Here is a 22526-nt window from a genome sequence, read left to right as displayed (position 1 = left end):
GAGGGTGCCGACCATGCCTAGTTTGCCGCTGCGTCTTCAGGTTGCGCTCTGCCTGTGCCTGGCCGTCGGGCAGGTGCAGGCGGGGGTGGTCATCAGCGGCACACGCCAGGTCTACCCGCAGCCGCGCCGGGAAATCACCGTGCAGGTCACCAACGATGACCGGCAAGCCGCACGCCTGGTCCAGGTCTGGATGGATGATGGTGATACCCGGCTGGCAGCCGAACACAGCGATGTGCCGTTCAGTATCAGCCCGCCGGTGTTCCGCCTGGATCCGGGCAAGAGCCAGGCCATACGCCTGGCCTACACCCAGCAGCCGCTGCCCGCCGACAAGGAGTCGCTGTTTTGGCTGAATGTGCTGGAGGTGCCGCCCGAAGGCCAGAAGCCAGGCGTGACCACCGCCGAAGACAGCCAGAACCGCTTGCGTTTTGCCTTTCGCATTCGCACCAAGGTGTTTTTCCGGCCCCATGGCTTGGCGGGCAATCCCCAGGACGCGCCGGGTCAACTGACCTGGACCTTGCGTACCGGTAAACAGGCGGTGCTGCGGGTATTCAATCCGTCGCCTTTCCATGTGACGTTTCATGAAGTGGCATTGGCCATGGGGCCCCAGGCGGAAGCCGCACGGATCCTGACCGACCAGCAAGGCATGGTTGCACCCTACGCCAGCCTGGATCTGGCCTTGCCGCCATTGATGCAGACGGTGCCTGACGATGCCCAGGTGCAGTTCCAGTACATCGACGATTTCGGTGGTTTCTCGGCACCCCAACGGGCACCTCTCTAGCGATACGAAACCTGACTTATGTTTTTTTACATGCAAATCTGGATGCGCAGGTATTTCCCCCTGCCAGCCCTGTACCTTCCCGGCCTTGTGGCTGCCAGCCAGATCGTTACGGCGTTTTTTTGCCCCGAGGCGTTGGCGTCGTCGGTGACCTTCGACCTGGAAGCCTTTTCCAGTGGCCTTGCACCGGGTGTCGATATTTCCCGATTCAACCGCCACGACAGCCTGGCTCCCGGCAAGTATCGCGTCGATGTGTTGGTCAATGGCCAGCCGGCCGGGCGCCATGCCCTGGATTTCATCGGGCTGCCCGGCCAGGACGCTGTGGTCCCTTGCCTGGACTGGCCGCTACTGGCCCGCCTGGGCGTGGCCCAGGACAAGGTCGACGGCGACCGGCCGGCTGGCCTGCCCGTGGCCCCCGGCCCAATGTGCGGGGACTTGGCGCAATGGATCCCCATGGCCTCCAGCACCGTTGATCCCGGTGCCCTGCAATTGGCCCTCAGCGTGCCACAGGTGTACCTGACGCCGGCGGCCCGTGATGGCGTCGATCCGTCCCAGTGGGATGAGGGGATCGATGCCGGTTTGCTCAGCTACAACTTCAGCGCCTCGACCATGACGGCGGGCAGCGGCGCAGACCGTGGGTACCTGGGGCTTAACAGTGGCATCAACCTGGGCAGTTGGCGCCTGCGTCACCAAGGCGCGCAGTCCTGGGATTCCAGGCGCGGTGCCGAGCGCTATCAGAATACCGCGACCTACGTGCAGCGCAGCCTGGGTGCCTGGCATTCGCGCCTGACCCTGGGCGACAGCTTCAGCAGTGGCCAGATCCTGGAAAGCGCTCGCATGCGGGGGATCAGCCTGGGCACCGATGAGCAAATGCTTGCGCCATCGCAACAAGGCTATGCCCCGGCGGTGCGGGGCATCGCCGACAGCAATGCCACGGTCACGGTCAGCCAGGACGGCTATACGATCTACGAGACTACAGTGGCGCCCGGGCCCTTTGTCATCACTGACTTGTACCCCACAGGTGGCGGCGACCTGAGGGTCACGGTGCGGGAGGTCGATGGCCGCCAATACAGCTACAGCGTGCCTTTCTCGGTGGCGCCGCAGCTGCTGCGCCATGGCGCGAGCCGCTACAGCCTGGCGCTTGGCGAGGTCCGCCAACAGGGCGTGGAGGGCCAGGCGCCCCTGGCGTTCCAGGGCACCCTGCAGCAGGGTGTGCTGGACGATCTGACGCTGTATGGCGGCGCCAGTGTTTCCCAGGGCTACGCCCAGGGCAAAACCGGGTTGGCCCTGAATACAGGCGTGGGCGCATTTTCCCTGGACACTACGACTTCGCGCACGCAGGTGCCAGGGAGTGGAGAGCTGTCGGGGCAGAATATAGGGGTGGGCTACAACAAACACCTGGCGCAATCGGGGACTCACCTGGTCTTGGGTGCTTATCGTTTTTCCACGCAGGGCTACCTGAACCTGACAGATGCCATCAACGTGCGCCAGTTGGGCCGCCAAGGCCAGAACGCGAGCATTTACGCCCGGCAAAAGCAGCGTGTCGACCTCACCGTCAGCCAGCAACTGGGGCAGGGCACGCTGGGGTTCTATGTCAGCTCTACCCAATATTGGGGCCCGCGCCTGAGCCAGGAAACCGCCTTCAATCTGAGTTACGGCGCGACCTGGCGCACACTCAACTGGAGCCTCAGCGCACAGCGCTCGCGGGTCGAAGCGGCCCACGCGGCCAGCCACCAGGAGGACAGCGATTCGCTCTTCTTTGCCCGCTCACACAACGCCGGCCAAGTCGATAACCGCCTGATGGTCACATTGTCCATGCCCGTGGGCAGTAGCGCACGCGCCCCCAGCCTGAGCAGCAGCCTCAGCCGCAGTACCGGTGACAGCCGCGGCAGCCAGCAGCAAGTCGGCATCAGCGGCATGCTCGATGACGACGCGACGCTCAACTACGGCCTCACCGGCAGCCGCGCTGCAACCCCAGGGGCCGCCCAGGGCAGTTTCAACGGGTATGCCGGGTACAACGCCAGCACGGCGGCCCTGCGGCTAGGCTATGGCCAGAGCCAGGACAGCAGCCAATGGTCGTTCAGCGCCGACGGTGGGATGGTGCTCCACGAAGAGGGCCTGACGTTCTCTCACTACCTTGGCGAAGCCGCCGCCCTGGTACATGTCCCCCATGCGCAGGGCGCACGCTTGAGCAATGGCAACCACCTGCGGGTGGATCGCCAGGGCTATGCCGTGGTGCCTTCGCTCAGGGCATTCCAGCCCAATACCGTGGGGGTCGATCCTGCGGGCAGCGCTTATGACGTAGAGCTGCAGGAGACGACGCAACGTATTGTGCCCACCTCCGGGGCGTTGGCGCGCCTGCGGTTCGCCACGGTGGCCGGCCGTGCGGTGGTGGTCAAGGCCCTGCGGGAAAACGGCCAGCCACTGCCATTCGCCGCCCAGGTGTTCGATGAGCAGGGTGGCGAAGTCGGGGTCATTGGCCAGGCCAGTAAAGCGTTTGTCAGGGGTATCGCCGAGCGCGGTACGCTCACCGTCAAATGGAGCGAGACGGCCGCCGACCGTTGTTATATCCACTACCGCTTACCGCCCCAGGCGGCCCGACGCCAGACCCGGGCCGATCTGTTGCAGGGCCAATGCGTGGGCATGGCACCCGGTCGGGAGGTCACGGCGCGATGAACCCGACGACCCGGCCTGGCCACGTACCCAAGCGCTGTGCGCTGCTGGCAACGTTGATGATCGTCGGCGTGGTGTCGGCATGTGACGTACAAGCCAATGCCCGGTGTAGCCCGGCACCTCCCGTGGTGCTTTCCATTGAGCCCATCAGTGTGCCGGCCAACCCGCAGATGGGGCAGGTGTTGGGCAACCCCCAGGGGTATGTGCTCGACTCCCCCAACGCCCTGAGTTGCTCCTACGGGGTTGGCGTTCTTTCTGATCATTGGTCGTACATGAGCGTGCCCAATAACATGGGTTTTACCGGCAAGTACTTTGGCCATTCCGGGTTATCGCTGCCGATTTTTGCCACGGGCACGCCAGGCGTGGGATTTGGCGTGATGGCACAGGACCGTGACGGCGGGGAGTGGAAGTTTATCAACCAGGGCATCTCGAACCTGCGCGGGCCGATGCGCCCTGGCCTTGCCACCTGGGGCGTACGCGTGCGCGTGGTGTTCTTCGTGACCGGCGCGGTCCAGGGTGGGCCGATATTCTCGCGGCCGTTCGCGCAGTTCAGAGTTCACCCCGATTTCAATGCAGCGCATTTATTCACCTTCGGCACGATCGCTGTCGGGCCACCCCTGAAACCCACCTGCTCGGTCGCCACGCCCTCGGTCCCGATCAATCTGGGCCCTGTGGCCGTGACCGAGTTCAGGGGGGGAGTGGGCAGTATCGCCGGCAGCGCCACCCGCGATATTCAACTGCAGTGCGCGGGCGGGACAGGGGGCCAGCAGGATGTACTGGTGACAGTGACCGACCAGACCCAGCCGGCCAACCGCAGTGACCGTCTGACCCTGACCGGGGATTCCACCGCCTCCGGCATCGCCTTGCAACTGCTCCACGGCAGCACCGTAGTGAGCTATGGCGCGGACGCCAACGCCATCGGCAACCCCAACCAGTGGCAGGCCGGCAGCACGGGCAATGGCAGTTTCCTGATTCCGCTGACGGCCCGTTACATCCAGACCGAACCCGCCGTACGCCCTGGCACGGCCAATGGCCTGGCTACCTTCACCTTGAGCTACCGATGAGCAGCGCCTGGATGCGTCTGGCGCTGGCAATACTGGGTGTAGGCCTGGCGTGGGGCGCACGGGGTGAAATCGTGATTGACCGGACCCGTATCATTTACCCGGCCACCTCGGAGCAGGTCACGGTCAACCTGACAAATGAGGCGGACAGCCCACGGCTGGTGCAGGTGTGGATTGATGCGGGCGATCCCCGGGCCCGCCCTGAAGACAGTGACGTACCGTTCACGGTGACCCCGCCGATCCTGCGCATGGACGCCGGCCAAGGCCAGGCGCTGCGAGTGGCCTACCATGGGCCGGCGGCGCAGTCGGATGTGGAGCAGGTGTATTGGCTCAACGTGCTGGGTATCCGGCCCGCAGCGGACACGAGCCATGCGTTGCAGCTCGCTTTCCGCAGCCGGATCAAACTGTTCCTGCGTCCGCCGCTGTCGCCAGGGCGGGCGGAGGCCGCCGCCCAGGGCCTGCAGTGGCGTGTGCTCAAGGACGTCACCCTGCAGGTGCAAAACCCCAGTGCCTATCATGTGAGCCTGGCCAGCGTTGTACTGGGGATCGAAGGGCGTCAGTACCGCAATGATGACCCGCCCATGTTGGCTCCCCGATCCAGCGCTATCGTGACCCTGCATGGGGCGCCGGGCAGTGGGCCGGGCGAGGCGCGGGTGCACTTCACCACCCTGGACGATCACGGCCACGCCCGCAACCATGAAGCGCCGCTCAGCCCCCAGTAGGCGTTGGTTTTATAAAGGGGAGAGTTGCTGCGCCATCTGGATAAACGCCAGGGTCGCCGGCGAGGACTGGCGACGGTCCAGCACCGCCAAGCCGATCTGCCGTGGCACGTTGGGCGATAAGGGCCGTTGCACGTAGCGCAGCTGGCTGTCCTGCGGCAGCGAAGCCTGGGCCACCACACTCACGCCTGCGCCCCGGCTGACGGTGTCCAGGGTGCTGAGCAGTTGCGAGCAGCGGTAGCGCACGTTGGGCTTGAGCCGGGCGCTGTGGAATAACCGCTCCACCAACTCCGAAGAGCCCGCCTCGGTCAGGATAAACGGGTCGTGGCACAGCTCCTTGAGTGTCACGCTGGCCTGGTGGGCGAGGGCATGGCCCAGGGGCAGCAGGGCGACCATCTGGTCCTCGAACAGCGCAACTGTGTCGAAGCGCTCCTGTTCCAACACCACAAAGCCCACGTCAATGCGCCGCTCGTCGAGCCATTGCAGCACCTGGCGATCAGGGCCCTCGTCCACATGCACTTCGATCCCCGGATGGGCCTGGCGAAAGGGGTCGAGGATCCTGGGCAACAGGCGAATGGATGCGGTTGGCCCGAAGGAGCCGATGCGCAAGGTCCCGCTTTTCATGCCCCGGGCATCGGCCGCTTCCTGTTGCAAGGTGTTGGCCAGCCCGAGCATTGCCCGCGCGCGCAGCAGCAGTTGCTGGCCGATATCACTGAGTTCGACCGGTGACTGCTGGCGGCGGAACAGTTCCACCCCCAGTTCCTGCTCCAGCGACTTGATGGCGTGGGACACCGCTGACTGGCTGATGCCCAGGCGCTGGGCAGCGCTGGTGAACCCGTGCAGTTGCGCCACCAGCGAAAAGATTTCCAATTGGGTGAGGGTCATGAGGTTTTACTCATTTTACGATGACTGGGCATTAGGAAAAGAATACGCCAAACCGCCTCTTCAATACTCAGGATCCTTATGCCCAGCTCAACCCTTGTACTTGCCGGCGACCGCCTGACCTACGCCAAGCTGGCGGCCGTGACCATGCTCTGGGGCGGTACTTTTGTTGCCGGCCGATTCCTCGCGGCGGACCTGGATCCGTTGCTGACGGCGAGCCTGCGCTTTGTCCTGGCCAGCCTGGCATTGCTGCTGTTCATGGCCTTTGCGCGTATCCCCCTGGCCTGTCCCGCACCTGCGCAGATGGCGCGGTTGCTGCTGCTGGGGTTTTTCGGGATCTTTTTCTACAACCTGTGTTTCTTCTATGGCCTGCACTTTATCAACGCTTCACGCGCCTCGCTGATCGTGGCCCTCAACCCGGCGGTGATCGGCCTGGCGTCATGTTGGCTGTACAAGGAGCGGCTGGGGCGCAGCAAGCTGCTGGGGATCGTCCTGTGCCTGGCTGGCGCTGCGGGCGTGATTGTCAGCCGCGACCCGTGGCTGTTGCAGGGCAGGGCGGATGCATGGGTCGGCGACCTGTTGATTTTCGGCTGTGTGCTGAGTTGGGGCGTGTATTCCCTGGGTTCCCGTGAGTTGAACCACAGCCTTGGCCCCTTGCAGACGGTGACCTGGTCGGTGCTGCTGGGCACCTTGATGCTGTGCCTCGCCACCGTGGTGACGGGCAGGCTGACGGTGCAGGCGCTGGGGGCCATCCACTGGCCCCATCTGCTGGGTCTGCTTTACCTCGGGGTCCTGGGCTCGGCCCTGGCCTACATCGGTTATTACGACGGCATCCGGCGTATCGGGGCGACCCGGGCCGGGGTGTTTATTGCCCTCAACCCACTGACGGCGGTGGTCTGTGGCGCATTGCTGCTAGGCGAGCAACTCAACACGCCGATGTTCGGCGGCGCGGTGCTGATCCTGCTGGGCATCTACCTGTGCAACAAACCCCTTGCGCCCGCCCGGGCATAGGGATTTGATAAGGAATACGGACAAAGTGGTTTACGCTGTGTAGAATCAATTTACGCATACAAGAATAAGCGCCTGTTTCCATGCAGGCCTCGTCCGCCAGAGACGCCCGTAAGAGACCGATCCAACCATGAAGCTACTCGGGTTCCAACTCATCTACGGTGACTTCCTCGCCCGCAGCGTGCGGGGCATTTCCTGTGCGCCACCGGCCTACCTCATCCTTGCTGGCAATTAATTTACTTAATTCTAAAAAGATGATGAGGCGCCAAATCATGGCAGATCTATACGAAAACCCAATGGGCCTGATGGGCTTTGAATTTATCGAATTCGCATCGCCGACCCCGGGCACCCTGGAGCCGATCTTCGAGATCATGGGCTTCACCAAGGTTGCGAGCCACCGCTCGAAAAACGTGCACCTGTACCGCCAGGGCGCGATCAACCTGATCCTCAACAACGAACCCCACAGCATCGCTTCGTACTTTGCCGCCGAGCACGGTCCGTCGGTGTGTGGCATGGCGTTCCGCGTCAAGGATTCGCAGCAGGCCTACACCCGTGCCCTGGAACTCGGCGCCCAGCCGATCCATATCGAAACCGGCCCGATGGAACTGAACCTGCCGGCCATCAAGGGCATCGGCGGCTCGCCGCTGTACCTGATCGACCGTTTCGGCGAAGGCAACTCGATCTACGATATCGACTTCGTGTTTATCGAAGGCGTGGACCGCAACCCGGTGGGCGCCGGCCTGAAGGTCATCGACCACCTGACCCACAACGTCTACCGCGGGCGCATGGCCTATTGGGCCAACTTCTACGAGAAGCTGTTCAACTTCCGTGAAGCGCGTTACTTCGACATCAAGGGCGAATACACCGGCCTGACCTCCAAGGCCATGAGCGCCCCCGATGGCATGATCCGCATCCCGTTGAACGAAGAGTCGTCCAAGGGCGCGGGCCAGATCGAAGAGTTCCTGATGCAGTTCAACGGCGAAGGCATCCAGCACGTGGCCTTCCTCACCGACGACCTGATCAAGACCTGGGACGCGTTGAAGAAGATCGGCATGCGCTTTATGACGGCGCCGCCCGACACCTACTACGAAATGCTCGAAGGCCGCCTGCCAAACCACGGTGAACCGGTGGAGCAGTTGCAGACGCGGGGTATTTTGCTGGACGGTTCGTCCGTGGCCGGCGACAAGCGCCTGCTGCTGCAGATCTTCTCGGAAACCCTGATGGGCCCGGTGTTCTTCGAGTTTATCCAGCGCAAGGGGGATGACGGCTTCGGCGAAGGCAACTTCAAGGCCCTGTTCGAGTCCATCGAGCGTGACCAGGTCCGTCGTGGTGTGTTGACCACCGACTGATCCCGCACCCTACAGGAGCTGGCTGGCCGGCTCCTGTACCCTCAAGCCCGGCGTTGACGCACCAGGTGCTTGAACCCCTCGAACACCAGCACCATCACGGCCAGCCAGATCGGGATGTAGGTCAGCCACTCACCCGGCCCGATGCTTTCTCCCAGCAGCAAGGCCACCCCCAGCAACAGCACCGGCTCCACATAGCTGAGCAGGCCGAACAGGCTGAACGCCAACAGCCGGCTGGCGATGATGTAGCACACCAGCGCCGAAGCACTGATCAGCCCGAGCATCGGGATCAAACCATATAACCCTTTGTGTGCATCCAGCACGGCGAAGCCCTGTTCGCCACTTTGCACAAACCACAGGGCCACCGGCAGCATCAGCGCCATGTCCAGCCATAGGCCGCCCAGGTGGTCGGTCGCCAGGCGTTTGCGCAGCACGAAGTAGATCGGGTAGCCGATGATCACCAGCAGCGTCGCCCAGGAAAAACCGCCCACCTGGTACAGCTCATTGAGCACGCCAATCGCCGCAAACACCACCGCGATCAGTTGCAGCCGCGAGAGCCTTTCGCCATACACCAGGCGCCCGGTGAGGACCATGGTCAGCGGCAGCAGGAAGTAGCCCAGGGACACATCCAGGCTGCGGCCATTGAGCGGCGCCCACATAAACAGCCACAATTGCACCCCCAGCAGCACCGACGACAGCACAATCCCACCGATCAGCCGGGGCTTGCCCGCGAGCAATTGCAACAATTCCCACACTTGGCGCCACTCACCACTGACCACCATGAACACCGTCATGCACGGCACGGTCAGCAACATGCGCCAACCAAAAATTTCCAGGCCGCTCAAGGGCGTGAGCAGTGATGTGAAGTAATACATCACGGCAAACAACACCGAGGCCGCTACCGATAAAACAACACCTTTAGACACACAGTCCTCGCCAAACCGATTCAAACAAAAGAGGGGGCATTTCAGGTGGGAATATATTGCTTTTGAGGTGAGACGTTTGCTCTGTTTTACGGCATCTTATGGGAAATTTTCTCACGCCCAAGGTTCTCCAGCATGCCCGCCAGCCCCCAGCCGCCCCTGGATGATTTCGACCGCGCGATTCTCAAGCACCTACAGCGTGACAACACCACCGCACTGCGGGTGATTGGCGAACAGGTCAACCTGTCGACCGCCGCCGTACAGCGGCGCATCAAGCGCATGCAGCAGGGCGGGGCGATCAGCGCGAATACGGCGGTAGTCAATCAGGAGGCGGTGGGCAAACCGATCACCATCCTGGTGGAGGTGCACGCCGAACGCACCCATATCGAAGACCTCGACGTGCTCAAGGCGCAGATGTCGATCCCTGAAGTGCAGCAGTGCTACTACGTCACCGGCGATGCGGATTTCATGCTGGTGATCGTGGTGGAAACCATGAAGGCCTACGAAACCCTGGCCCGCACGCTGTTCTACGAGAACCGCAATATCAAGTGGTTTCGCAGCATTGTGGTGATGGACCGGGTCAAGGTCAGCCTGGATGTGCCGCTGGGTTGATGTGGGAGCAGGCAAACCAGCTCCCACGGGGGCTCAGGTGCGGTGAAGGCGCCCGGAGACAAAGTGCCCCACATCATTGAACCCCGCTGTCGACGCATGCCCCGGTGTCACCAGTGAGTCAATAAACGCCTCATCCTCAGCACTGATCTTCACACCGAGCGCGCCGGTATAGGCGTCCCACTGTGCTTCGGTGCGCGGCCCGACAATCGCCGAGCTGACCGCCTGGTTGTTCAAAACCCAGGCAATCGCAAACTCCACAATCCCCACGCCACGCCCCTGAGTGTACTGCTGGATCTGCTGGGCAATGCGCAGCGACTCAACGCGCCATTCGGTTTCCAGGATGCGTTTGTCCTGACGTGCGGCGCGGCTGCCGGCTTCGGGGGCGATGTCCGGCGCGTACTTGCCACTGAGCACGCCACGGGCCAGCGGGCTGTAGGGCACCACGCCCAGGCCATAGGCGGCTGCGGCGGTGATCTGTTCCACCTCGGCCTGGCGGTTGACGATGTTGTACAGCGGCTGGCTGATGATTGGCCGGTCGACCCCCAGGCGTTCGGCCACGCGCACCACTTCGGCGATGCGCCAGCCGCGGTAGTTGGACAGCCCCCAGTAACGGATCTTGCCCTGGCGGATCAGGTCGCCGATCGCCGAAACCGTGACCTCCAGTGGGGTGTCGTGGTCTTCGCGGTGCAGGTAGTAGATGTCCAGGTAGTCGGTGTCGAGCCGGGTGAGGCTGGCTTCCAGCGCGTTGAACAGGCGCTTGCGGTTCAGGCCGCTGCGGTTGGGCAGGCCGTCCGGCGGGCCGAAGCCGACTTTGGAGGCCACGACCCAGTCGGCGCGATGGCGGCTGATGGCTTCGCCGACAATCTCTTCCGAGCGCCCGCCGGTGTAGACATCGGCGGTGTCGATAAAGTTGATGCCCTGGTCCCAGGCCTTGTCGATGATGCGCAGCGAGTCTTCGGTGTGGGTCTGTTCGCCAAACATCATGGTGCCCAGGGTCAGTGCGCTGACCTTGAGCCCGGACTGGCCCAGTGTGCGGTAAATCATGGTGAACTCCTCAAAAGCGCAGACAGTTGCTATGCAATACCAGAGAGCAAGGCGCTAGAACAGCTCTGGCACGGACAAAAAGCGCATGACCATCCTTATATGGCAATGGCGTAAGTAATGAAGTGGTGTGCGGGCGCCGGGGCCGGGCGGTCGATCTGCGGGATAGCATCGAGCAGGGCGCGGGTGTAGGCATGCTGGGGATGGTCAAACACCTCGCGCACAGGGCCGCTTTCCACCACTTCGCCGTCCTTCATCACCAGCACCCGCTCGCTGACCTGGTTGATCACCCCCAGGTCGTGGGAAATGAACAGGCAGGCCAGTTTCAGGCGTGACTTGAGGTCGGCCAGCAGCGCGAGGATCTGCGCCTGTACCGACACATCCAGGGCCGACACCGGCTCGTCACACACCAGCACCTGGGGGTTGGGCGCCAGGGCGCGGGCAATGGCGATGCGTTGGCGCTGGCCGCCGGAAAGTTCCAGGGGGCGGCGGTTGAGCACGCTGGCATCCAGGCGCACCAGCTCCAGCAACTCCAGGGTGCGCGCCGGCCATTCCCGGCGTGGCAGGCCGGCCACCTGCAACGCCTCGTTAAGCACGCGGGCCACGGTGTAGCGGGGGTCGAACGAGCTTTGCGGGTCCTGGAACACCACCTGGATGCGCTGGCGCAGTTGGCGGCGTTGTTGATCGTTGAGTGCGCTCCAGGGCCGCCCGTTAAGCCACACATCGCCGGCGTCCGGGCGTTCCAGCCCCAGCAGCATGCGGGTGAGGGTGGTCTTGCCGCTGCCGGACTCGCCGACAATCCCCAGGGTTTCCCCGGCCCGCAGGCTGAAGCTGGCGTTGTGCACCGCGACATGGGGCTGGCCGTCGGGGCCGATAAAGGTTTTTTGCAGGTTGCGCGCCTCGATCAGCGGCAGGTCGAAGCGCTCGACGCTGGCCACTTTCGGCACCGCCAGGGCCGGGCGCTGGAAATGCACCGCACGCCCGGCACGCAGTAGCGACTGGGTGTAGGGATGCTGCGGGTCATGCAGGATCGCCTCCACCGGACCCTGCTCGACAATCACCCCGTGATGCATCACCGCCACCCGGTCGGCCAGGCGCGACACCACCGCCAGGTCATGGCTGACCACCAGCATCGCCATGGCCTGGGAGCGCAGGGACTCCAGCAGGGCCAGGACCTGGGCCTGCACCGTGGCGTCCAGCGCCGTGGTCGGCTCATCGGCAATCAACAGGCGCGGGCCGGCGGCAATCGCCGAGGCAATCAGTGCGCGCTGGCGCAGGCCGCCCGACAGTTGATGGGGGTACTGCAAGGCGCGCAACTCAGGCTGCGGCACGCCGACCGCGCGTAGCAACTCGATCACCCGCGCCTGGCGCCCATGGCGGTCCAGCGCCGTGTGCAGGCGCAGCGGTTCGGCAATTTCCTGGCTTACCGGGCGCAGCGGGTCGAGGGAACCAAGGGCGTCCTGCATCACACAGCCGATCTGCGCACCGCGCAGGGTCTGCCAGGCGCGGTCGTCCAGTTGGCGCAGGTCGGTGCCGGCAAACGCCAGGCGCTCGGCCTGCACCCGCGAGCCGGCGCCGCTCAGGCCGCTGAGGGTGCGCGAGGTGACGGTCTTGCCCGAGCCGGACTCGCCCACCAGCGCCAGGCATTCACCGGCGGCCAGGCTGAACGAGATGCCCTTGATAATCGGCGTGTGGCCAAACTGTACCCGCAGGTCTTGTACATCCACTAACGGACTCATCGGGATTTACCCTCGCTGCGCGCCAGCCAGTCACGGCCAAGGGCGGTGATCGACACCACCGTCAGGATGATCGCCACACTCGGCCAGGCCACCAGCCACCAGGCATTGGCCAGGTAGTTGCGGCCCATGGCGAGCATCGAACCCCATTCCGGCGCGGGCGGTGAGGCGCCAAAGCCGAGAAAGCTCAATGCCGCGCCGGTAATGATGTTATGGCCGATACCGATGGTGGCGAGGATCAGGATCGGCTTGATCGCATTGGGCAGCACATGCCGCAGCACCACGGCGGCGCGATGCCGACCGAGGGTGGTGGCGGCTTCGACGTAGGGGGCATCGCGCACCACCAGGGTCTGCGCGCGCACCATCCGTGCAAAACGTGGGATGCTTGCCACGCCCACCGCGATCAGGGTGATCCACAGGCCCTGGCCCCAGAACGTGATGATCACCAGGGCCAGCAGCAAGTCGGGAAAGGCCAGCAGCACATCGATCAAGCGCATGATCGCGCCATCCACCAGGCGCGGCCCCAGCCCGGCCGCCAGGCCGAGGAGGATCCCGGCGCCCAGGCCGATGGCCGTGGACACCAGGCCCATCAACAGTGAAGGCCGCACCCCGTGGATCAAGCGGGCAAGTACATCGCGGCCGTTTTCATCGGTGCCCAGCCAATGGCTGCTGCCGGGCGGCAGGTAGGCGTTGCGGGCGGCGGCGGCCAGTGGGTCGGTACTGGTCAGCCAGTGCGGCACGAGCGCCGCGATCAGCAAGCCGAGCACGAACAGCCAGGCCAGTGACAGGCCGGGGCGAAAGGTGTTCGGCAAGGCAAGGGTAAAGTGCCAGGGAGCTGCATAGGTGCTCATGCCCGGCTCCTCGCATACTGACTCTGCGGGTACGGCAACCCCAGGTGCTCACGCAACGTGCTGCCACTGTACTCATGGCGAAATACCCCGCGCTTGCGCAGCAGCGGCACCACTTCATCGACAAACACCTCGACCCCTGAAGGAAACATGTCCGGCATGATGTTGAAGCCATCGGCGGCGCCTGCAAGAAACCAGTGTTCCAGGCTGTCGGCCACCTGTTCCGGGGTGCCCACCAGCAGGCGATGGCCGACCAGGATGCGCCGCGACAGTTCGCGCACGGTCAGGCCTTCGCGGCGGGCCAGGTTGAGCTGGGCTTCGAGAAACCCCTGGGAGCCTTTCTCATAGGTGCCGATCTCACCGATCCGCGCCCACGGCAGTGGCGCATCCAGCGCCAGTTCCTCGGCCGGAATGCCGATCCGCGTGGCCACTTGTTGAATCAGGCCCTGTTCGCCGTGGTAGGCATTGAGTTGATCAAAGCGCGCCTGGGCTTCGGCCTCGCTGCTGCCGATCACCGTGGACAGGCCCGGCATGATTTTCAGGTGCTCGGGGTTGCGTCCCCATTGCTGGGCGCGTTGTTTCATGTCGCGGTAGAAGTGCTGGCCATCTTCCAGGCTGGTCTGGGTGGTGAAAATCGCATCGGCATAGCGCGAACCCAGGGCCTTGCCGCCCTCCGACGAGCCCGCCTGCACCAGCACCGGCCGGCCCTGGGGCGAGCGCGGCAGGTTCAGCGGGCCCTTGATGGAAAAGTGCTGGCCGACAAAGTCCTGGGGGTGGATCTTGCCGGGGTGGGCATAGCGCCCGTTGACGGCATCGCCGATGACGGCGTCGTCCTCCCAGCTGTCCCAGAGCTTGCACGCGATGTCGATAAACTCTTCGGCGCGGGCATAGCGCTGTTCGTGCTGCAACTGGTTGGCCAGGCCGAAATTCTGCGCGGCGGCGTCGGTGGCGTTGGTCACCACATTCCAGGCGGCGCGGCCGCCGCTGATATGGTCCAGGGAGGCAAAGCGCCGCGCCAGGTTGTAGGGGTCGTTATAGGTGCTGGAGGCGGTGGCGATCACCCCGATGCGCTGTGTGGCCAGGGCCACGGCGGTCAGCAGGATAGTCGGCTCCAGGCGGCCCAGCGGTTGCGTGGCCACATCGCCCACCAGGGCCGGGCCGTCGGCGAGGAAGATCGCATCCAGGCAGCCCCGTTCGCAGATGCGCGCGATAGTGCGGTAGTACTCCACATCCAGGTAGGCATTGGCCGGTACTTCGCCGACCCGCCAGGCCGCCGCGTGGGCGCCGAAACCGAGGATGTTCATGCCAATGCTCATATGCTTTTTCATGCAGGTTCCTGAGTTAGACGGCGCTGGCTTCGTCACGAGCGCTGGCCTGTTCGGGGTGGTCGGCCACCGCCTGTGCCTGGGCGGCGCGCCAGGCGGCAGCGGGGCTGATATCGTTGAGGTAGAAATCGCCCAGGGCCCGTTCGCGATAGATCGCCGGGTTGTGCGAGGCCAGGGTGCGGGCATTGCGCCAATGCCGGTCGAGGCGCCGCACCTGGCTGGTGGCCGAGGCACCGCCGACCTCGAACAGCAGGCTGGTGGCTTCCAGCACCAGGGGCAGGATCACTTGCTGGGCCTGGTAGGTGCGCACATCCGCGTTGACATAGTGTGCCTCGCTAATGGAGCCGTCGAGCACGGCCTCATGGGTGGTTTGTAACACCTGCGCGGTACTCTGCACCAGACTGTCGGCGGCATAGGACAGGCTCGACAGCTTGCCGATCACCCGTTGCACCAACGGATCCAGGCGCGGGCTGGATTGCCCGGGAATGCCGAAGGCGCGGGTGCGGCCCTGGACAAATTCGACGGCATCGCGCAACGCGGCGCGGGCGATCCCGGCCAGGGTCGCCAGGTGGAACAACTGGTAGAACGCCGAGATATACGACTCGGCCCGCAGTTCGTCGGGCTTGAAGCGGCGCAGTAGCTGATGTTCGAGCACCGTCACCTGGTCGAAGCGTGTAGTACCGCTGCCACTTAGGCGCTGGCCAAAACCGTCCCAGTCATCCACGCGGGTCACGCCGGGTGCATCGGTGGGCACCACCACGCTGATAAAGTCGGCCCCGTCGGCGGCGGCCACGGCGATCCAGTCGGCATACAAGGTGCCGGTGCAGTAATACTTCTGGCCATCCAGTTGCCAGCCTTCGGCGGTGGGTTTGAGGGTTACCGAGTTGCTGGTGGTGTCACTGCGCTCGGCCATGGCCGCGCCCCACAATTGCCCGGCGACCACCTTGGGCAACCAGTATGCCTGGGACTCGGGGTCCTGGCTCACCAGCCGGCCCTCGACGAAGCCAAAATGCGCGCGCACGATTTGTGGCAGGTTTGAGTCGGCGCTGCCCAGCTCAATCAGCAAGGCGAACAGCTCCGGCAGGCTGGCGCCGAGGCCGCCCTGGCTGCGCGGTACGCGCAGGGCGCCGAAACCTGCGGTTTTCAGCCAATCGACGGCGTCGAAGGCCAGGGTGCGCTCCTGCTCACGTTGCACCGCGCCTTGGGCAATGCGCTGGAAAATCGGGGCGAAGCGTGTGTGCAGATGGGAGTGGCTCATGTTCGGTTCCTGATCTGAAATAAGTGATTCAAAGCTGTCGATGATCCCCTGTGGGAGCGGGCTTGCCCTAATGCCAGTCAGTTAAGCCTTTTTGTAGGAGCGAGCTTGCTCGCGAAGAACTTGAGAGCGCCGCGTTTACCTAGCAAACACGCGTTATCGTTGACGTCCTTCGCGAGCAAGCTCGCTCCTACAGAAAGCAGAATCCGCTTAACTGACTGGCATTAGGGCTTGCCCGCGATGACGGTGTATCAGTCAACTATTTATCAACTGACCCTCCGCTATCGCGGGCAAGCCCACTCCCACACAAGCCCACTCCCACATAAAACAGCCTGTGTGAATCAGCCGTCATCGCGATTTAACCCGTGGATCAATCAACCCGTTGAGCACATCCACCACCAGGTTCACCACCACATAAACCAGCGCCGCCAACAACGTGATCCCCAGCACCACCGGCGCATCCTTGGCCACGGCCGCATCGAGCATCATTCGCCCGATACCCTGGCGGGCAAACAGCATTTCGGTGACCACCGCGCCGCCCAGCAGGCTGGCGAAGATGAAGCCAGACAAGGTCACCAGCGGCACCAGGGCATGGCGCAGCGCGTGGCGCAGACGTACGGCGGTCTGCGACAGACCACGGGCGCGGGCCATGGCGATAAAGGGTTGTTCGAGGATGTCTTCCAGCTCCTGGCGCAGCACCTGGCTGAGCATCCCGGCAATCGGCAGCGCCAGGGCGATGGTCGGCAGGACCAGGGTTTGCCAGCCATTGGAGCCTGCCGGCGGCAGCACCGGCCACTGGAACGAAAACACCAGCAACAGCAAAATCCCCAGCACGAATGACGGCGATGACGACAACACCAGCTCGCTGGCCGAAGCCACACGGCGCACCCAGGGATTGCGCTTGGCGGTAAGCACGGCGCTGGCCAGGGCCAGGCCGATGGCCAGCAGCGCCGCACTCAGGGCCAGTTGCAGGGTGGCGCCGATTTGCTTGCCGATGGCCTCGGTGACGGGAATGCGCAAGCGGTACGACTCACCGAAATCACCGTGGGCGATCCGCCCCACGTAGCGCCCGTATTGCACCCACAACGGTTGGTCAAAGCCATATTCCTCGCGGACTTGGGCCAATTGCTGCGCAGTGGGGATGGCGTCCGGCCCGCCGAGAATCGCCAGCACCGGGTCGCCGGCACTGAAATGGATGGCGACGAAGGTCAGGGTGGCCGCGCCCCACAGCACACCCAGGCCGGCCAGTAGTCGAGCGGCAAGCCGTTTCATGGTGCCTCCTGGTCCAGCCAGACGCTGGTAAAAAATGGGGTGTTGTGCACGGTGTCGAAGATCAGCCCCTTGACCGCCGTGCGATAGGCAATCAGCACCTGGCTCTCGAAGTCCGGCACCGCCGGCACCATTTCGGTCAGGCGTTGTTGCGCGGCGCTGTACAGGGCCTGCAATTGCACCGGGTCATGGGCGCGGCGGGCGGCGCTGAGCAGTTGGTCCAGGTGCGGGTCGCTGAGGTTGCTGAGGTTGTTGCCGCTTTTGCCTGGCGAGGCGCGCGAGTCGCTGTGGTACAGGATGTACAGGCCGTCGGGGGTGTTGGTGTGCCAATAGCCGCCGCCGATGGAGTCGTAGTTGCCCGCCGTGCGGCGGTCGCTGAGCTGGGCCAGGGGCAGCATCTGAATGAGCAGTTGCATGCCGACTTTCTTCACGTCCGCCTGCACGGCAACCGCGACGTTGCTGGGGAATGACGGGCTTTCAAAGCCCAGCAGTTGCGCCGCCAGGCGCCGGCCGTCCTTGAGCCGATAGCCCTGGGCATCGCGCTGGGTCCAGCCGGCTTCGTCCAGTTGGCGGTTGGCGGCGTCAACGTCGTATTTCAAGACATCGCGGTAGGCCGGGTCGTAGAACGGCGTGTTCACCGCCAGGTAGTCGCTCTTGGGCAAGAACTCACCGAACCCGGCGATCCAGGCCAGGCCGTCACGGTCGATGGCCTGGGCGATGGCCTTGCGCACCCGCACATCGTCGAACGGAAAGCGCAGGGTGTTGAAGGTGAGGCTGCGATAAGGGCTGGCCATGCGGATCCGATTGCGCACCACCAGGTTCTGCGAGGCGCGCATCGCCGCCGTATTCTGCGCCGGGGCATCCAGGGTGAAGTCCGAGCGTTTGGATTGCAGGGTGCTGTAGCGGGTCATGGCCTCGGGGACGATGCTCAGCTCGATACGGTCCAGGTAGGCCGGGCCGACGTGCCGGGTGACCGGTGGTGCCCAGTGGTAATCGGCGCGCTTGCTAAAGGTCGCGCCTTGTTCGCGGGTATAGCTTTGCAGTACGAACGGCCCGGATCCGATGGGGTGCTCGGCGATGCTCCTGGGCGCTTCGCGGATCTGTTTGGGCGAGACCATGCTCAGCCACGACTGCGCCAGCACATACAAAAACGGCGAGTAAGGCTCGCGCAGGTGCGCCTCAAAGGTGTAGTCGTCGATGATCCGGCCATCGACGTAGGGCGCGATGTACGCCGCCGCCAGCGGTGATTTGGTGGCCGGGTCGCGCATATGCTCCAGGTTGACCCGCAGCGCCTCGGCATTGAATTTTTCGCCGTCGCTGAAGGTTACGTCGTCACGCAGGTGGAAGGTGTAGGTCTTGCCATCTTGCGAGACGTCCCAGGACTTGGCCAGCCAGGGCGAGATTTTGCCGTGCTCGTCCTGATACAGCAGGCAGTCATAGACGATGCGCGCCAGCCATTGCACGTTGCCGTGGTAGCTGGAATGCACATCGAAGGTGCCGGTATCCAACGCGGCTGACATGCGCAGGGTGCCTCCCGGCGTGCCCTGGCGGGTTTGGTGGTAGTCGCTGGGGTCGTAGCTGAGCAGGCCCTGGGCGTCCAGGTGCCCGTCCACCCGTTGCACCGAGCTGGGCGGTGGGGTGTCCGGCGAGCAGGCGCCCACCAGCAGCAACCCCAGGAGCAGGCCAAACCTGCTCCAGTGATTGATCGGCATCGTCAAGGCTCCCACCTTAGAAGTTGAACGCCACACCGGTGAAGGCGCCAAAGCCGTCCCCCGGATACAGCGCGGCAACGTCCTTGCCCTGGGCGTCATAGATCGGCTGGATGGCGGTGACGTAGTTCTGGTCGGTGAGGTTTTTCACGTCCAGGTACACCTGCCATTTCTTGCTCGGGGCCTCATACCCCAGCTTGGCGCCGAAAATCGTGTAGGAGGGCGCATACAGGGTGTTGGCGTAGTCCACGGCGGTACTCGATACCGAGCGCACATTGACCCCTGCATAGAACCCGTCGGGATGGCGGTATTGCAGCTCGGCCTGGTACACGTGCTTGGGCAGCCCCGGCAGCTCGTTGGCGCCAAAGCGCGCGTCGTTGCGGTAGTAGAAGTCGTTGAGGGTATAGGCCTGGCGCAGGTTGACGGTTTCACCGCGTGCGCTCTGCCACAGCTGGGTGTCCAGGCCGGCTTCGATGCCCTGGTGGATAGTCGGGCTGGCGTTGGACGTGGAGTTGACCGCCGCCGTGGTACGGGTGGCCGGAATCACTTCGACGGTGAGCAGTTCGTCCTTGATCCACGAGCGATACACCGCGAGGCTGCCGTCGAAAATCCCAGCTTTGCCGCGCACGCCAAACTCCACGGTATTGGCCTTTTGCTCGGTGAGGGTCTTGGCGTAGTTGCTGGCCACCCCGGAGCCCGACGACGACCAACTGCTGGGCGGGTCGATAGAGCGGCTGACGTTGCCGAATACCTGGAAGTTCGGCGTGATTTCGTAGCGCAAGCCCAGGCGCGGCGCGACGTTCCAGCTGTCGTAGTTATAGTGGTCGGGGTAGGGCGAGGTGTTGGCGCGGTCTGAGTAGCGCACCTCGATATCGCGCTTGATCTGGCTCAGCGACAGGCCGGTGGACAGCCACAGGCGGTCGGTCAGTTGCAGGTCATTGCCGGCGGCAAACACGCGGTCGAACGAGCCGGTGTAGCGCGCCTGTTTCTGCAAGGCGCCGTAGGTGCTGGCGGCCGGGTTGCCGTTGTAGGTCTTGACCCCGGCCTGCAGGTGCTGGGTGCTGGTCAGGCTCAGGGACGTATTGCTGGTATGGCCCTGGATCTGGTCGCTGCGGTTATAGGTCAGCGACAGGTTCAGGTCGCGCCAGTCCCAGTAGTTGGGGTTGACCGTGCTCTTGCGGTACAGCACCTGCGGGTAGTTGTGATAGACCAGGCCAAAATCCAGGGTAGCGTCATCGTCGAAGGTATAGGTGGTCTTGCTGCCGACCCAGGTCGAGCCGCGCTTGGTCGAATCATCGCGACTGGCCAGGGCCACCGGGTTGGTGTGCGACGAGTTGTGCTTGAGCTGGGCCTTGGTCAGGGTGCCGGAGCTTTCGTGGTATTCCTCGCGGTAGCGTACGAACAGGCGGGTCTCCAACTTGGGGTTGAAGCGGTAGCCGAAGTTGGTGACCACGCCCTTGGCCTTGGTGAAGGTCCAGTCCTGGTAACCGTCGCGTTCGGAGTTGCTCAGGCTGACGTAGTAGTCGCCATCGCCGACCACACCGCCGGTGCTCAGTTGCTGCTTGCGCCAGCCAAAGCTGCCGGCCTCCAAGCGCGCGTGATTGCCCGGCGCAGTCAGGCCGGAGTTGGTCACCAGATTGATCGCGCCCCCCAACGACAGTGCGCCGTACTGGAAGGCATTGGCCCCGCGCAGCACTTCGGTGTAGTCCAGGCCCTGGGTTTCCAGCAACTCATAGGGCGTACCGCCGGAACCGGTCAGGGCCAGGCCGTCGAACAGGAACTTGGTGCCTTCGCGAAAATACCCCGGCGAGGTATTGGCCCCGGAGCCGCGGATGGAAATCTTGATTGCATCGTTGCCACCCGCCGACTGCGCATACACGCCGGGCTGATAGGCGAGGGTGTCTTCCAGGGTTGCCGAGCGGCCGCGTTCGACCTCGGCGGCCTTGACCAGGCTGACGCCGCCGGCCACCTCGTCGAGCTTGAGCTGGGCTTCTTCGCTGGCGGTGATCTTGCTGGCTTGCACCGTCACGGTCTGTAGGCGTGAATCCTCGGCGTGGGCCCATTGGGTGGCGAGGATCAAGGTCAGGGCGCTGGCGGTTTTAAACGAGTGGGAGGCGAGTGGAGGCAGAGGCCTTGAGATCAACTTCAATTGTGCATTCCCTGTGATTGGCTACGAGTGGAGGCGAGTTTCTATTCGTATAGTCAATCTCTGGCAGGGATAGAGCAGAAAGCATGCCAAGAGCAGCGGGGCGTTTTTGTGGGGGATTTGGTTTTAACCAAAGGGCCACTTATGCCAAAAAAATACACCTGTGTTGAACGGCTGTTGGATTTTGAACAGTGCTGGAGAGCCCGTGCTAGAGCCCAGCGGTTGCTATGGCCTGGGAGGTGAGGCGTCCATGGGACGACTCACCTCCGGCCAGGGGAGTTCAGCCATCATGCGGGAGTGTCTTTTGGTATACGGGCCCCGTCACGTCAAAGGTTCCTGTCGCGGTAAAGGGAGGGATGCCCTTTTCTGCGAACTCGCATTTGAAGTGGCCTTTGGTATGGCCGGTGCCTGGAAGTGAGTCGAAAAACAGTTTGCCGCTGGTTGCCCGATGTATGCCAATGAGCGGCAGGCTGGAGCAGAAAATCCTCACTTAATCGTTGTCTTTCAGATCGTATTCTAAAGCTGGAACGCTGCGTCAACAACGCGTCAGGCCTCCAGTGGCGTATGTAACGCAATATGCTGTGCGTCAGTTTGAATTTCACGTTAAGTCATCAAAATTTTAATGTGTAGTAATGGTTTCCCTGCGGGTCGGTCGTGGTGAGATAAGTTACGTTATCTCCTGGCTTATATGATGCATTAAGGTTGTGTCCTATTATTGTTATGTCCGAGCCTCCGCTGTCTGGAGTTACAATGGCTGTATACTCGGAGCCTACAGGGGAATATTCAATATTGAAACTTTTGATTTTACCTGTCCGCTTTTCCATTTTTAATATCCTTTTCGTTTTGTTGGGCTTTAGTGTTATGTCGGGTTTTTGGTTTGTCCTGGTCAATGGCTTGTTTGGCCAGGGCTGTTATTGATTTTGGAGGGTTTTGGTGATGTTGCAGCTGTAAGAAATAACAGTTTTTAAGAATGATTTGTTATGTTTTAGATAACGCAAAGTAATTATATGAATTGTTTTGTTCTGAACTTGTATGGGCTTTAGCGGGAATTGTTTTAAGGATGTATTTGGTTTGTGAAAGGTATGGCGGCGCCAATAGACCCCTGAATTCATAGAATAAGCGCAACGCTTGAAACGAGAGGCAGAGAGCCAGCCACCGGTAGAATCCAGGCTCTCACACCGAAGGATTCAAGCGCAGA

General features: G+C 63.1%; 17 protein-coding genes. 7 read left to right on the top strand and 10 right to left on the bottom strand.

The genetic code is table 11. The annotated features are described in order from the left end of the window. The first annotated feature begins 13 nt into the window (after positions 1-13). The 4 genes from AO268_RS08160 to AO268_RS08145 are packed head-to-tail and all read left to right on the top strand — an operon-like array spanning position 14 to position 5231. Complete coding sequence (locus AO268_RS08160; RefSeq protein ID WP_099168386.1) at positions 14-778, top strand: fimbrial biogenesis chaperone; 765 nt, start codon at positions 14-16, stop codon at positions 776-778. A 30-nt stretch (positions 779-808) separates the two neighbouring features. Then, positions 809-3451, top strand: coding sequence for a fimbria/pilus outer membrane usher protein (locus AO268_RS08155; protein ID WP_176561350.1), 2643 nt, complete (start codon positions 809-811; stop codon positions 3449-3451). Next, positions 3448-4512, top strand: a complete 1065-nt coding sequence (locus AO268_RS08150; protein WP_176561349.1) for a fimbrial protein — start codon at positions 3448-3450, stop codon at positions 4510-4512. Before AO268_RS08155 ends, AO268_RS08150 begins: the two co-directional genes overlap by 4 nt. Further along, positions 4509-5231 carry a fimbrial biogenesis chaperone gene (locus AO268_RS08145; RefSeq protein WP_099168383.1) on the top strand — a complete coding sequence of 241 codons (723 nt, stop codon included), beginning with the start codon at positions 4509-4511 and terminating at the stop codon, positions 5229-5231. The genes AO268_RS08150 and AO268_RS08145 overlap by 4 nt, the downstream gene beginning before the upstream one ends. A gap of 9 nt (positions 5232-5240) precedes the next feature. Here AO268_RS08145 and AO268_RS08140 read toward each other — a convergent pair whose 3' ends face one another. Beyond that, positions 5241-6113 carry a LysR family transcriptional regulator gene (locus AO268_RS08140; protein ID WP_099168382.1) on the bottom strand — a complete coding sequence of 291 codons (873 nt, stop codon included), beginning with the start codon at positions 6111-6113 and terminating at the stop codon, positions 5241-5243. A gap of 78 nt (positions 6114-6191) precedes the next feature. On the opposite strand from AO268_RS08140, the gene AO268_RS08135 reads away from it, so the two are divergent. Then, a complete protein-coding gene (locus tag AO268_RS08135; RefSeq protein ID WP_076960797.1) occupies positions 6192-7121 on the top strand; it encodes a DMT family transporter in 930 nt (309 codons plus the stop codon). A gap of 269 nt (positions 7122-7390) precedes the next feature. Beyond that, on the top strand, positions 7391-8467 hold the full coding sequence (hppD, locus tag AO268_RS08130; protein ID WP_076960798.1) for a 4-hydroxyphenylpyruvate dioxygenase: 1077 nt from the start codon (positions 7391-7393) through the stop codon (positions 8465-8467). A 41-nt stretch (positions 8468-8508) separates the two neighbouring features. Here hppD and rarD read toward each other — a convergent pair whose 3' ends face one another. Next, on the bottom strand, positions 8509-9390 hold the full coding sequence (rarD, locus tag AO268_RS08125; protein WP_099168381.1) for an EamA family transporter RarD: 882 nt from the start codon (positions 9388-9390) through the stop codon (positions 8509-8511). 132 nt (positions 9391-9522) lie between these two features. Here rarD and AO268_RS08120 point away from each other — a divergent pair, with 132 nt between their 5' ends. Then, complete coding sequence (locus AO268_RS08120; protein ID WP_076960799.1) at positions 9523-9999, top strand: Lrp/AsnC family transcriptional regulator; 477 nt, start codon at positions 9523-9525, stop codon at positions 9997-9999. A gap of 33 nt (positions 10000-10032) precedes the next feature. On the opposite strand, the gene AO268_RS08115 is transcribed toward AO268_RS08120, so the two are convergent. The 8 genes from AO268_RS08115 to AO268_RS08080 all read right to left on the bottom strand — a co-directional run bounded on the left by AO268_RS08115 (position 10033) and on the right by AO268_RS08080 (position 21331). Next, positions 10033-11043 (bottom strand): aldo/keto reductase, encoded by a 1011-nt coding sequence (locus tag AO268_RS08115; RefSeq protein WP_076960800.1) that lies wholly within the window; start codon positions 11041-11043, stop codon positions 10033-10035. Between the two features lie 95 nt (positions 11044-11138). Further along, complete coding sequence (locus tag AO268_RS08110) at positions 11139-12779, bottom strand: dipeptide ABC transporter ATP-binding protein (protein ID WP_099168380.1); 1641 nt, start codon at positions 12777-12779, stop codon at positions 11139-11141. Continuing rightward, positions 12776-13627, bottom strand: a complete 852-nt coding sequence (locus AO268_RS08105) for an ABC transporter permease (protein WP_099168379.1) — start codon at positions 13625-13627, stop codon at positions 12776-12778. The genes AO268_RS08110 and AO268_RS08105 overlap by 4 nt, the downstream gene beginning before the upstream one ends. Beyond that, positions 13624-14952: an LLM class flavin-dependent oxidoreductase gene (locus tag AO268_RS08100; RefSeq protein ID WP_099168378.1), complete on the bottom strand. Its 1329-nt coding sequence runs from the start codon at positions 14950-14952 to the stop codon at positions 13624-13626. The genes AO268_RS08105 and AO268_RS08100 overlap by 4 nt, the downstream gene beginning before the upstream one ends. Positions 14953-14965: 13 nt before the next feature. Beyond that, positions 14966-16207, bottom strand: a complete 1242-nt coding sequence (locus tag AO268_RS08095) for an acyl-CoA dehydrogenase family protein (protein WP_099168377.1) — start codon at positions 16205-16207, stop codon at positions 14966-14968. 345 nt (positions 16208-16552) lie between these two features. Continuing rightward, positions 16553-17476: an ABC transporter permease gene (locus AO268_RS08090; protein WP_099168376.1), complete on the bottom strand. Its 924-nt coding sequence runs from the start codon at positions 17474-17476 to the stop codon at positions 16553-16555. Further along, complete coding sequence (locus AO268_RS08085) at positions 17473-19185, bottom strand: ABC transporter substrate-binding protein (RefSeq protein ID WP_099168375.1); 1713 nt, start codon at positions 19183-19185, stop codon at positions 17473-17475. The genes AO268_RS08090 and AO268_RS08085 overlap by 4 nt, the downstream gene beginning before the upstream one ends. A 16-nt stretch (positions 19186-19201) precedes the next feature. Next, positions 19202-21331: a TonB-dependent receptor family protein gene (locus AO268_RS08080; protein WP_257154354.1), complete on the bottom strand. Its 2130-nt coding sequence runs from the start codon at positions 21329-21331 to the stop codon at positions 19202-19204. Positions 21332-22526 lie beyond the last annotated feature (1195 nt).

Source organism: Pseudomonas sp. ICMP 8385 (assembly GCF_002699915.1).
GTDB lineage: Bacteria > Pseudomonadota > Gammaproteobacteria > Pseudomonadales > Pseudomonadaceae > Aquipseudomonas > Aquipseudomonas gessardii.
Note: the sequence above shows the minus strand (reverse complement) of the source record. Positions and strands in the feature narration are given on the sequence as shown.

Excerpts from the sequence above, each read along its gene's own strand:
- AO268_RS08160 (WP_099168386.1), top strand. The coding sequence starts at position 14 with ATGCCTAGTTTGCCGCTGCGTCTTCAGGTTGCGCTCTGCCTGTGCCTG.
- AO268_RS08155 (WP_176561350.1), top strand. The coding sequence starts at position 809 with ATGCAAATCTGGATGCGCAGGTATTTCCCCCTGCCAGCCCTGTACCTT.
- AO268_RS08150 (WP_176561349.1), top strand. The coding sequence starts at position 3,448 with ATGAACCCGACGACCCGGCCTGGCCACGTACCCAAGCGCTGTGCGCTG.
- AO268_RS08145 (WP_099168383.1), top strand. The coding sequence starts at position 4,509 with ATGAGCAGCGCCTGGATGCGTCTGGCGCTGGCAATACTGGGTGTAGGC.
- AO268_RS08140 (WP_099168382.1), bottom strand. The coding sequence starts at position 6,113 with ATGACCCTCACCCAATTGGAAATCTTTTCGCTGGTGGCGCAACTGCAC.
- AO268_RS08135 (WP_076960797.1), top strand. The coding sequence starts at position 6,192 with ATGCCCAGCTCAACCCTTGTACTTGCCGGCGACCGCCTGACCTACGCC.
- hppD (WP_076960798.1), top strand. The coding sequence starts at position 7,391 with ATGGCAGATCTATACGAAAACCCAATGGGCCTGATGGGCTTTGAATTT.
- AO268_RS08120 (WP_076960799.1), top strand. The coding sequence starts at position 9,523 with ATGCCCGCCAGCCCCCAGCCGCCCCTGGATGATTTCGACCGCGCGATT.
- AO268_RS08115 (WP_076960800.1), bottom strand. The coding sequence starts at position 11,043 with ATGATTTACCGCACACTGGGCCAGTCCGGGCTCAAGGTCAGCGCACTG.
- AO268_RS08110 (WP_099168380.1), bottom strand. The coding sequence starts at position 12,779 with ATGAGTCCGTTAGTGGATGTACAAGACCTGCGGGTACAGTTTGGCCAC.
- AO268_RS08105 (WP_099168379.1), bottom strand. The coding sequence starts at position 13,627 with ATGAGCACCTATGCAGCTCCCTGGCACTTTACCCTTGCCTTGCCGAAC.
- AO268_RS08100 (WP_099168378.1), bottom strand. The coding sequence starts at position 14,952 with ATGAAAAAGCATATGAGCATTGGCATGAACATCCTCGGTTTCGGCGCC.
- AO268_RS08095 (WP_099168377.1), bottom strand. The coding sequence starts at position 16,207 with ATGAGCCACTCCCATCTGCACACACGCTTCGCCCCGATTTTCCAGCGC.
- AO268_RS08090 (WP_099168376.1), bottom strand. The coding sequence starts at position 17,476 with ATGAAACGGCTTGCCGCTCGACTACTGGCCGGCCTGGGTGTGCTGTGG.
- AO268_RS08085 (WP_099168375.1), bottom strand. The coding sequence starts at position 19,185 with ATGCCGATCAATCACTGGAGCAGGTTTGGCCTGCTCCTGGGGTTGCTG.